Genomic DNA, 10,773 nt, shown 5'->3' on the forward strand with positions numbered 1-10,773 from the left:
TAATTATATTAGTTTTAAGTAAGATTAAATAATTGACTATATTCTTAATATTTTATACACTATCAATAGTAATTGAGATAATATACAGGTGTTAGTGTGATTAGAGACATTAGAAGAAGACGTATTTTAGGAGGGTTGATAATTTTTGTATGGTTAATAACTCTTTGGATAGTTTTTTCTGGGGTTACTTCTACCCTACCCTTAGTACCAGGAATTATTTCCTTGATTTTAGTAACTTTTCTAACCCAAAAAGCATATAAATTATTTAATAAACAATCTGAATTTAAGATTCATCCTATAAAATTTATATTTTACTTAGGTTTTTTATTTAAAGAAGTTATTAAAGCAAATATTAATGTAGCTAGAGTAATTTTATTTAATAAAGCACAGCCTTCAGTTGTAATTATAGAAAATAATATCAAAGTTCCGGAAGAAGTAGTAATTTTAGCACATTCTATTACCTTAACTCCTGGTAGTATTACCTTAGAAGTAAATGAACATCAATTAGCCATACATTGTTTAGATAGTAAAAGTAAGATAGGAGTAATGAGCTTAGATTTTAATAACCGAGTTAAAGAGTTAGAAGTAGTAAATGCTGAAACGTCTTCCTATGAAACAGAAAATTCAGAAAATTCTCTGCAATCAGAGACTAAGGAAGAAAATAAGATAACAAGCTTGAGAAGCTCTACAACAAAAAGTCAGGAAAAAAAATAATATGTATTATTTAATTGCTTTGGCGGTTTTGTGTGTTTGCCTAATTTTGGTATTTTTTAGATTTGTTTATAATAAGAACAGTTTTGAGAAACTTCAGGCAATCAATACTTTTAATAGTTTAGCTATTATTTTTATAGTAGTTTATTGTTTTTATATAGATAGAGCTGAATATTTGGATTTAGCTATTATTTATGCGGTACTTAGTTATCTTTCTTTAATAGTTATCGGAAAATATATCAGAATAAATAACGAAGAAAATCATAAACATACTAATGAGCAGAAATAAACCATGTTAATAGACATCTTAGTATATAGTAGTTTTGCTATTGGTTTAACTTTTTGTGTAATCGGCACCATCGGATTGCTAAAATTACCGGATGTTTATAGCAGAGCACATGCTACGGGGTTAATTGATACTATGGGAATTTTCGGAATTTCTGTAGGCTTGATTTTAAAAGCAGGTTTTTCTTTAATTAGTATGAAAGTTTTTTTATTAACTTGCTTAATAATAGGGATGAGTGCTCCGATTACCCATGTTTTTTTAAGAGTTGCTCTGGGTTCTAAAATTAAACCATACCTCGCAAAGGATGGTTTTCCTGATTCAAGTAATTCTAATTCAAGTAATTCTAATTCAAGTAATTCTAATTCAAGTAATTCTAAGACAGTATCTTTGAGCAGTTCTCAACATATGAGTTCTATCCGTATGAATTTTATCATTACAAGCTCTACTGTGCAAAGCTCTGTTCCGGAAATCTCTACTAGGCAAAATATTATCCGAGAGAGTTCTAAAATTAAAATTGCTAGAACTAAATCTCCTATAATTGAGCCCTCTGAAACTAAAACCTTTAAAACTAAAACCACTAACAATCAACAGGTAGAAACTAACCAAATTGCAATTAAACCCTCAGCAACTAAACATCTTAAAATAAAAATTCAAAATATTACGGAAGAGATGACTAAAATAGGAGCTATTAATTAATTATGGAAATTATTGCAGCGATAATTTTGGTTCTGAGTATGTTGGTTGCTTTTAATATAGCTTATTGTAAGGATTGTATAGTTAGTAATTTTATTGCCGTAATTAATACTAGTCTCTTTTCTATTTTATGTGTGTTATTTTATATTTTTATGGATGCCGTAGATGTAGCCTTTACTGAAGCAGCAGTGGGAGTAGGAATTTCAACTGCCCTATTACTCTTAACAGTAACTCTTACCAGATCTCATAAGGTGAAACCAACCGCATATAATCCGCTTGGGAAAATTCTATTAGTTATTTTCTTAATAATTATCGGTATTTTATTTATTTATGCATTATTAGATGCTCCGCAATTCATGGCAATAGATAATCCTTATAATAATGATATTTATTGGAAATATATTACCGAGAGTTATAATGTTTATAAGGTACCTAATATTGTAACAATGATACTGGGAAGTTACAGAGGTTTTGATACTATGGGAGAAACTATGGTGATTTTTACTGCAGCCATAGGGGTGTATGCCTTATTAAAAACTAATAAACCCCCACGTTAGGGACGGAGAGTTAAAATTCTTACAATAAAAAGCTATAGAGCAAAGAATATAAGAAAAAATCATGAAAACACCCTTTTGATAATAAAGTAAGGGATAAAAGAACCACAATGTAGGAGTGGATATTGGATAACAAAGAAAACAAGCAACAGAGAAATATAACCAAAAAGCAGTTATTAAAAACATCTAATCAGGAAAGAGACCAAGGAAAAAAACAGATGGAAAGTATGAAGGAACGGATTGTAAAATTACATAATACTAAATATTTTACTCAAAATATTTTATTAGTAACTGCAATCTTTTTTATTCTGCCTTTAATGATGTTTTTTGCATTTTATGTGCAATTTCATGGAGAAATTAGCCCTGGAGGAGGTTTTCAGGCAGGGGTAATTTTTGCAGCATCATATATTTTATTGCTTTTTATGTTTGATTCCCAAAAAGTAAGAATTTTCATGCCGATTTGGTTGTTAAAAATAATTTTACTGATGGGGGTGGTGATGTATATAGGTACTGGCTTTCTTAGTATGTTTTTAGGTGGTAATTTTTTAGAGTATGATGTTTTGGCATCTGATAAAGTATTAGGACAGCATTTAGGTTTATTAACAATTGAATTAGGGGTGGGATTTTGTGTATTTGCTTCTATGTCTTTAATTATTACTATGTTTTATAAGTTAACGGAAAAAGCATGATTAGTAAGTTAGTAGTAAATGATTTTGAGCAGGGGTCTGTAAAAATTTCTTGGTTTTGCGGTATGCTTCAATCGCAAAAGAGTATGTTTTCAAAGTACGGCAGTAGCTTAATGAGTTCTTTGGTAATTATTTTTGATAAAAAAGGATTAGCTATACAAAAGAATCTTCTACTCAAAAAAAACTATTATATGCCAAAAAATCACTGTATGCGGAGAAAAAGCCTTTGAGAGAATTTAATACGATAGCTTTATTGGAAAAGTTAATAGGAATTTATCCTTATATTATTGCGGTTATGATTCTGCTTATAGGGTTTTATATAGTAATTAGTAGCCATAATCTAATTAGAAAAGTTATAGGGTTTAACTTAATTCAAAGTTCGGTGGTAATTTTTTATGTGGCTATGAGTAAAATTCTCCACGGCAAACCCCCTATTTATGTGGATGATGCTACTATATATTCAAATCCTCTTCTTCATGTGTTAATGCTTACGGCAATTGTGGTGGGAATTGCTACTACGGCTTTAGCTTGTGCTTTAGTTGTAAGAATTTATCAGAACTATAAAACTATAGATGAAGTAGATTTGGGCAAAAAACTGCAATATGAAGAAATCACAACGGCAAATGTACTTCGTACAACTGCCTTATATACAGCTGTTGTTGATCGAGGTAACCTTCATAGTGATAATGCTAATATATTTGTAGGGCAGGCTACTGAGCAGTTAATAGTTAATCAGGATGTACCTGTAGAAAATATCACTGAACATACAATAAGTGAGAAAAGAATAAATACCGAAACAGTAATTGGAGAGAAACTAAGTAGGAAAAATCTCAGTGAGGAAAAAACAACCAAAAAAAAATTAAGTAGAGAAGAACTACTTAGTGCAAAAATCGCCCCTGCAACATCAAGTTTGGAAAAATCAAAGCAGACCAATTTAAAACAGGCAAAGGCAGTTCAGAAAAAATCAACTAAAACAAAATCAACCGGCACAACCCAAGAAACAGAAGAATAAAACTATGGATATAGCAATATTACTACCGCTACAAGTATGTATTCCCCTGATAATTGGGGCTTTTTTAATTTTAGTGAGAAATTATAATTTCTCAATTATTATAACCCTGCTAACTACCTTAATAAATTTAGGGATATCTCTACTTTTAGTATTGTTTATCTATGATTATAACTCAGCAATTCATTATTATTTCGGCAATTTTGCGGCTCCCTTCGGTATAGAATATAAGGTTGATAAACTTACTGCTTTTATCTTATTAATTGTAAGTGCTATGTCTTTTATTGCCGTTCTGTGGGGTAAAACTCTTATAAAAGAAGAAATGCAAGCTAAAGCTCATATCTTTAATGCGGTGTACTTAATATGTGTGAGCGGTCTTTCAGGAATAGTAATTACTGGGGATGCTTTTAATTTATTTGTCTTCTTAGAAATTTCCTCTTTGTCTACCTATATTCTTATTGCTATGGGTAAGAATAAACAGGCATTAGTTTCAGCTTTTAATTACTTAATTGTAGGAACTCTAGGTGCTAGTTTTTATGTCTTAGGGATTGGAATTCTTTATATGTTAAGTGGTACACTCAATATTGCTGATATTGCTCAGAGACTAGAAAATATTGAGAATATTAATACCACAGTTTTGGCTTTAACTTTAATAACTGCCGGATTGGCCTTAAAGATGGCAGTTTTTCCATTATTTACCTGGCTACCCAAAGCTTATAGATATTCATCGGCTACTACCTCAGTATTTTTAGCTGCTACTGCTACTAAGGTGATGATTTATGTATTCTTAAGAATTGTAGTGAGTACCTTTAGTGTCTTTCTTGGTTCTAAGGTTTTAATTATTCTTAATATTTTTCTGATTTTAGGATTATGTAATATATTTATCGGATCTTATCGGGCAATTAAACAAACTGATTTAAAAGAATTATTAGCCTATTCCTCTATTGCACAAATTGGTTACATGATTTTTGCAATTGCCCTCTTTAGTGAAATGAGTATTGTTGCTGCTCTGTTGTATTTGTTTAATCATGCCCTAATTAAAGGCATGCTTTTTATGGCTGTGGGGAATTATTATCTAGCTTTTGGGACTACTAATTTAAGGGAGTTAGCAGGAAAAGCCACACAATTACCGATAACTTTTTTAGCATTAATTGTAGGAGCTCTAAGTTTAATAGGGATACCAGGAACTGCGGGCTTTATTTCTAAATGGTATTTATTTAGTGCAATTTTTAGTGATGGCTTTTGGTTTTTCGGAGTTATAATTATACTTTCTTCACTGATGTCGTTATTATATGTAATTAAAATGTTAGAAACTCTGTGGTTCCAAAATCATGACATTGTAGCAAATACATATACTTCTGCCTATAATACAGTACCAAAAAGCATTCCTTTATTAATGAATCTAAGTGTGTTAGCTTTGGTTATTTTAAATATTTATTTCGGCTTACATGCTGATACCTTAGCAAAATTTGCAGAGCAAGCCTCACAGAATATCTTAAATACCGGATAAAAATGATGACGATTTCTAATGAATTTATACTAATTACTATAGCAGTACCCCTAATAGGAGCTTTAATAATTGCGTTCTTAGATAAAATGCCCGTAATTCGGGATATTATCTCGGTAATTTTTACTATTATAACTTTTGCTTGTGTATATCTGCTTTTTAGGGAAAGCTCATTAAGTTCTATAAGTGCTTTGGAAGTAATTAAAATTAATAAAGATCTAAGCATTGCCTTTGCCATAGATAGTTTAGGGATAATTTTTGCACTGATGGCAAGTTTTTTATGGATTCTAACTACTTTATATGCTTGCGGTTATGTGCGGACTCATCATACTAATAATCAAACTAGATTTTTTGTTTTTTTTGCAATTGCTATTTCGGCAACACTAGGTGTAGCATTTTCGGGCAACCTCTTTAGTTTATTTTTATTTTATGAACTCTTGAGTTTAAGTACCTACCCTTTAGTAACTCATAACGGTACTGCTTTGGCTAAAAAATCCGGGAGAACCTATTTAGGTGTGTTATTATCCGGCTCTATGTTATTTTTCTTACCAGCAATAGTTTTAGTACTGCTTTTAACAGAGAGTTTAAATTTTACAAGCGGTGGTTTAAATTTTTATGAAACTTCACCCTATTTATTAATTGTTATAGTGCTTTTATTTCTCTTCGGCATTGCTAAGTCGGCAATTATGCCCATGCATGCCTGGTTACCTGCGGCAATGGTTGCCCCAACTCCGGTTAGTGCCCTCTTGCATGCGGTTGCGGTGGTAAAAAGTGGAGTGTTTGCCTTTATTAAAGTTATGGTTTATATTATTGGCATAGATAACCTAAAAGTTGCTTTACAATTAGTAAATTTACCTAATTTTTTAATGATGTTGCCGGCTTTTACCATAGTTTTTGCTTCAATTCTAGCATTAAAACAAGATAATTTAAAGAAACGTTTGGCTTATTCTACAATTTCACAACTCTCTTATATTTTATTTGCAATATTATTGTTGGCTCCGAAGTCGGTTCTAGCGGCAACTACGCATATGATTTTTCATGGTTTTGCTAAAATTACCCTGTTTTTTGCAGCAGGAGCAATTATTGCTTTAGCTCATAAACAAAGAATTAGTGAGATGGGAGGTCTAGCTAAAAAAATGCCTTTTACTATGATAGCTTTTAGTATCGGGGCTTTTGCGATGATAGGGTTACCTCTTACTTCTACTTTTATTAGTAAATGGTTATTAATTAGTGCTGCACTAGAAGTTGATAATATTATTGCACTGATTACTATTATTTTATCTACGGTATTAAATACTATGTATTTTTTTCCGATACTTTTTATAGCTTTCTTTGGTAAAGAAATGGAACGTCCAAGTGAAGTGATACATGAGGTGAGAGAAATTCCTATTATGAGTATCCCTATGTTAATCAGTGCATTAATTACAGTGTTATTGTTTTTTTATTCATCTCACTTAATTAATATATTAAGGTTTGTATAGCAGGATTAGTTTTGTAGCTATTTTTTTAAGTATGAGCTTTAGCAGTAGAGCTTAATTTTAGGAGATTATTATGTTGGGGGATAGAAAAAAGTGATAGTAGTTTTGCTTAAAGGTGGAACGAGATGTCTGTTTAAAGGCTTGAATAAAAGAACTTAAAAAAGAGAATTTGAAGAAAGAAAGTGCTCTACGATAGATGGAAAAAACAGAGTAAAGACAAAGAATCCGCCTTAAAGGTGGTTACATTAGTAAAGGTACTTAAAACATGTATTATCTAAATTATATTTTACTACTTTTTGTAATAGGTGGTATTTTAATAATTAATAAAAGAGCTACTATAAATAAGGTAGTTGCTATAGCAGGAGCAATACTTTGTGTATTATTGTTAATTTATAGCAAACTGGGTGATACTTTAAATATTTCCTATGCTAACTTTCTGATCCCTATTATTAGAATTAATTATTTAGGTTATATTTTTGCATTAGCTTTTGCGATTGTATTAAGTTTGGGAGTAATTTTTGCTATAGCCGTATCTGAGGTTAGGTACTCAAGGTTAAAATTAGCTAGGAAAGCTGATGAGTTAAAAACTGAGAAATCTATAACTTTACAATCAGGTGTGGCTTATGGTATGCATCATAAAGCAGTTAACTATAAAGAATTAGGATTAGCCTTTATTTATGGAGGTAGTGCTATTGCAACAACTTTCACACCTAATTTATTTATTATTTTAGTGCTATGGGAGCTCTTGGCAATAGCGGCAATTTTTATAATTCTGCAAAACTCTAAAAATTATGATCTCTCTATGCGGGCTGCTAAAATCTATGCTATTATGCATATGCTTAGCGGTATTTTATTAATGATAGGCATAGTTTTTTTAGTACAGAAATTCAGTATTATAGAGGCTATTAATTTAATTAATTTACCTTCATTCTATAAGTATCTGATTTTAAGCGGTATTGTTATTAACTTAGCTTTTCCTCCGTTCTCGCTCTGGTTAATTAGTGGATATGCTGCGGCAACTCCGATTGGTTCTATATTTTTATCAGCCTTTACTACTAAAGTTGCTATTTTCTTATTATTGCAAACCTTTTCAGGGGATGTCTCTTTAGTGGTAATAGGAGGTATAATTGCAATTTATGGTATTATTTTTTCAGTACTTACTATGAATGTAAGAAAAATCCTTAGTTATGCCTTAATTCAACAATTAGGCTTAATGATTATAGTTTTAAGTCTTAATACCCAAACTCTGCATATAGGAGTAACTATTAATGCTTTTAGTCATATTTTATATAAAAGTTTATTGTTTTTATTAATTGGAATTGCTATTTATAAAGCTAAAACCGAAACCTTAAATAAAATGGTAGGAGTTTTCTATAAAAATTATTTCTTAGGATTTGCTTTTATTATAGTTGCTCTAAATTCTTTTGGATTCCCTCTCACTGCTGGTTTTGTAGCAAAATCACTGATTTCTTCCCAAATAAAAAGTTTCTCAACTATTAATTATCTAGATTACTTTATAATGTTTATTTCTGCTGCTAATGCTTTGAATATAGGAATTAGATTACCTTATTTATTGTGTTTTAAAAAGCCACAGTTGCCTTTTTCTGAATTTAAGCTCTCCCCTACAATAATTAGCAGTATTTTTTTATTTTTAATAGCAATTCAAGGGGTTGTAGTATTAGTAGGAATAGTTACTCAGAATCTTATTTTTAATAGTTATTATGTTTTACATGCCTTACAAACTGTAGGATTAGCCTTAATTATTTTTGCAGTACTATTTAAGTTATTAACCAAATTTAAAGTAGAGATTGCACCTTTTAAGAATTTAACTTTTAACTACAAAGTAGATCCAATCTTGGAAGTACCTAATAATCTTCCTAAAACTCAAAGCTCTATACAACCAAAAATTATTACTAAAATAGAATCTATCTCTAAGCAATTAGGTCCGGTGGCTGTATCATTTTTAGTAATTCTAATATTTTTTGGTGTAGTTTTAAGTATATTAATAATATAACTGACTTTAAGACAGTAAATCTTTCTAGGGACACATAAAATCAGCAAATTATACAAATTACAATTTAAATATGTAGCTGGAAAAATTAAATGGCAGATGTAGCGGGACAAATTAAATGGGAATTTGAGACAGATATAATGGGAATAAATTGCCTACATAAAATTAAATAACTTGTCAAGTTTAAAGTTTATATTTTAAAAAATAGAATCATTGTGTTAGGACTTAAATTAAGTTTTCTATTGTAACGAGATTAATATAATTAGAATGGATTTTACATTTAATAGTTGTGTCATTTATCAAGTCTTTTATTTAAAAAGGAATTTCATCTTGTATGTTGTTATTATCTCTTGGTTTAAAATTTTTATTTGACTTTTGTTGTAAGGTTAGTTGTACAAGATCAATTTTCTTTTGTAATTCTATGTTAGCATCTTCTTGTATTTTAGGTATCTTATATTCTCTTATGAAAAGAGCTTCTAATGTCATTAAACCTAGTTGAGGAGATATAATACTTTTTTCAAATTTAATGTGAGCACCGTTGTTACCACCATTTTTTAATAAACTTCCTAACAAATCTTTGACATTTTGTTGTAATTCTTTATCATTCTTTATAGTTTTGCTTAATTCATTTATTTCCTTTCCTGTTCTATGAACCATATATGCTTCTATTAGTGGTCTTAGAGAATTCCATTTACCTTCATTGCTTATTAATTCATTATTTAAAGTATATTTAGCATCTTGATATCTTATTTTCATATTCTCATCATGTAAATATTCTTTAATATCTGGAACTAAATAATCTGAATATAAATCATAGATTTTTTCATAGTAATTTTTAGTTAAATATATATATTCATCTCTGAAAACCTCGTTATCATAATAGTAGCTTATATAAACTTTATTGTTACACTCAATACATGGTCTAGTTTTTTGATTAGTAAAATACTCTAAAAAATATTCTGATAATAGTTTATTTAATCGATTTGTATCATTACTATAATCAGCGAATAAGAAATCTTTTTCCTTACAATACGGACAATCAAACATTATCTTTTACCTATTAATACAACTTAAATTATAAAATAAGTATAAACTCAAATTAATAATTAGTTAATAAGAAAAGCTATAAACAACTTAAATTATTGTAAATACTACATCTGTGGTGGTCAAAATTAATAGACTTTGCTACTTTAATCACAAAGCCTTAGATGAAAATTTTATTGAAGTTAATTTTTTATTTTAGTGTATATTGCGGGTAATCAGATTCCCATTTTATATCATTTGTATTTAATCTCTTTAATGCTAATATTTTTACTTCGCTATCTTCTTCTATATTGAAATAAACTATTGATAATCCTTTTACTTTTCTTGTTGTTGTAGTCTTAATAGATTTAATTGATAAAAGATTATTCAAATATTCTTCAGCATCTTTAAATTCTTCTTTTTTTAAAATTGTACCTAACCATAAGCATCTTATTACCATTTTTTTGTTCTCCGTAATTTGTTTATTAATTTTATGTTGGAACAATAGCTTAGGTGTGGGGTTAAGTGTAGCTGAAAGAATATAAAAATATATCTTTCCGCACAACCCTTTATTTTACGCTACTTTTTGCAGTCTTTTTTCTGCTATATTTACCCAAACTTGACCACCAAGTGTTGCTCCTTGTGCTTTTAATCTTGTAATAAAGTTCTGCATATTAGTTTGAATATCTGTAATTAAGTTCTTATTAAATGGCATATCTATTGCCCAACTTAAATTACTTTCCAGTGCATCATAGATTGTATCTACAGTTCTTCTAACACTTATAAAATGCCACTTGGTATCTTTAGAAGGGGAG

At 29.6% G+C, this 10,773-nt stretch carries 13 protein-coding genes; 10 read left to right on the top strand and 3 right to left on the bottom strand.

The window, feature by feature from the left end:
• Positions 1-96: 96 nt before the first annotated feature.
• From ACQCX0_RS02795 to ACQCX0_RS02840, 10 genes are all read left to right on the top strand, one after another.
• Positions 97-714: a Na+/H+ antiporter subunit E gene (locus ACQCX0_RS02795; protein WP_462562647.1), complete on the top strand. Its 618-nt coding sequence runs from the start codon at positions 97-99 to the stop codon at positions 712-714.
• Between the two features lies 1 nt (position 715).
• Positions 716-1,000: a monovalent cation/H+ antiporter complex subunit F gene (locus tag ACQCX0_RS02800; protein WP_462562648.1), complete on the top strand. Its 285-nt coding sequence runs from the start codon at positions 716-718 to the stop codon at positions 998-1,000.
• Positions 1,001-1,003: 3 nt separating this feature from the next.
• On the top strand, positions 1,004-1,693 hold the full coding sequence (locus tag ACQCX0_RS02805) for a cation:proton antiporter (RefSeq protein WP_462562649.1): 690 nt from the start codon (positions 1,004-1,006) through the stop codon (positions 1,691-1,693).
• Positions 1,694-1,695: 2 nt separating this feature from the next.
• Positions 1,696-2,247, top strand: a complete 552-nt coding sequence (locus tag ACQCX0_RS02810; RefSeq protein ID WP_462562650.1) for a DUF4040 domain-containing protein — start codon at positions 1,696-1,698, stop codon at positions 2,245-2,247.
• Positions 2,248-2,369: 122 nt separating this feature from the next.
• Positions 2,370-2,933 (top strand): Na(+)/H(+) antiporter subunit B, encoded by a 564-nt coding sequence (locus ACQCX0_RS02815; protein ID WP_462562651.1) that lies wholly within the window; start codon positions 2,370-2,372, stop codon positions 2,931-2,933.
• Positions 2,930-3,160: a hypothetical protein gene (locus ACQCX0_RS02820; RefSeq protein WP_462562652.1), complete on the top strand. Its 231-nt coding sequence runs from the start codon at positions 2,930-2,932 to the stop codon at positions 3,158-3,160. The genes ACQCX0_RS02815 and ACQCX0_RS02820 overlap by 4 nt, the downstream gene beginning before the upstream one ends.
• On the top strand, positions 3,157-3,942 hold the full coding sequence (locus tag ACQCX0_RS02825) for a cation:proton antiporter subunit C (RefSeq protein WP_462562653.1): 786 nt from the start codon (positions 3,157-3,159) through the stop codon (positions 3,940-3,942). Before ACQCX0_RS02820 ends, ACQCX0_RS02825 begins: the two co-directional genes overlap by 4 nt.
• A gap of 4 nt (positions 3,943-3,946) precedes the next feature.
• Positions 3,947-5,449, top strand: a complete 1,503-nt coding sequence (locus ACQCX0_RS02830) for a proton-conducting transporter transmembrane domain-containing protein (protein WP_462562654.1) — start codon at positions 3,947-3,949, stop codon at positions 5,447-5,449.
• Positions 5,450-5,454: 5 nt separating this feature from the next.
• Complete coding sequence (locus tag ACQCX0_RS02835; protein ID WP_462562655.1) at positions 5,455-6,927, top strand: proton-conducting transporter transmembrane domain-containing protein; 1,473 nt, start codon at positions 5,455-5,457, stop codon at positions 6,925-6,927.
• A gap of 262 nt (positions 6,928-7,189) precedes the next feature.
• Entirely contained in the window at positions 7,190-8,938 is a 1,749-nt protein-coding gene (locus tag ACQCX0_RS02840; RefSeq protein WP_462562656.1) for a proton-conducting transporter transmembrane domain-containing protein, read from the top strand.
• 309 nt (positions 8,939-9,247) lie between these two features.
• On the opposite strand, the gene ACQCX0_RS02845 is transcribed toward ACQCX0_RS02840, so the two are convergent.
• From ACQCX0_RS02845 to ACQCX0_RS02855, 3 genes are all read right to left on the bottom strand, one after another.
• Positions 9,248-9,982, bottom strand: coding sequence for a hypothetical protein (locus ACQCX0_RS02845; RefSeq protein WP_462562657.1), 735 nt, complete (start codon positions 9,980-9,982; stop codon positions 9,248-9,250).
• Positions 9,983-10,169: 187 nt separating this feature from the next.
• Complete coding sequence (locus ACQCX0_RS02850; RefSeq protein ID WP_462562658.1) at positions 10,170-10,418, bottom strand: hypothetical protein; 249 nt, start codon at positions 10,416-10,418, stop codon at positions 10,170-10,172.
• Positions 10,419-10,532: 114 nt separating this feature from the next.
• Positions 10,533-10,773 (bottom strand): phage tail sheath C-terminal domain-containing protein (locus tag ACQCX0_RS02855; RefSeq protein WP_462562659.1); only part of this gene is annotated, 241 nt, incomplete at its 5' end.

It is taken from the genome of Candidatus Hepatincolaceae symbiont of Strigamia maritima (genome assembly GCF_055505085.1).

Excerpts from the sequence above, each read along its gene's own strand:
- ACQCX0_RS02800 (WP_462562648.1), top strand. The coding sequence starts at position 716 with ATGTATTATTTAATTGCTTTGGCGGTTTTGTGTGTTTGCCTAATTTTG.
- ACQCX0_RS02805 (WP_462562649.1), top strand. The coding sequence starts at position 1,004 with ATGTTAATAGACATCTTAGTATATAGTAGTTTTGCTATTGGTTTAACT.
- ACQCX0_RS02810 (WP_462562650.1), top strand. The coding sequence starts at position 1,696 with ATGGAAATTATTGCAGCGATAATTTTGGTTCTGAGTATGTTGGTTGCT.
- ACQCX0_RS02820 (WP_462562652.1), top strand. The coding sequence starts at position 2,930 with ATGATTAGTAAGTTAGTAGTAAATGATTTTGAGCAGGGGTCTGTAAAA.
- ACQCX0_RS02830 (WP_462562654.1), top strand. The coding sequence starts at position 3,947 with ATGGATATAGCAATATTACTACCGCTACAAGTATGTATTCCCCTGATA.
- ACQCX0_RS02835 (WP_462562655.1), top strand. The coding sequence starts at position 5,455 with ATGACGATTTCTAATGAATTTATACTAATTACTATAGCAGTACCCCTA.
- ACQCX0_RS02840 (WP_462562656.1), top strand. The coding sequence starts at position 7,190 with ATGTATTATCTAAATTATATTTTACTACTTTTTGTAATAGGTGGTATT.
- ACQCX0_RS02845 (WP_462562657.1), bottom strand. The coding sequence starts at position 9,982 with ATGTTTGATTGTCCGTATTGTAAGGAAAAAGATTTCTTATTCGCTGAT.
- ACQCX0_RS02850 (WP_462562658.1), bottom strand. The coding sequence starts at position 10,418 with ATGGTAATAAGATGCTTATGGTTAGGTACAATTTTAAAAAAAGAAGAA.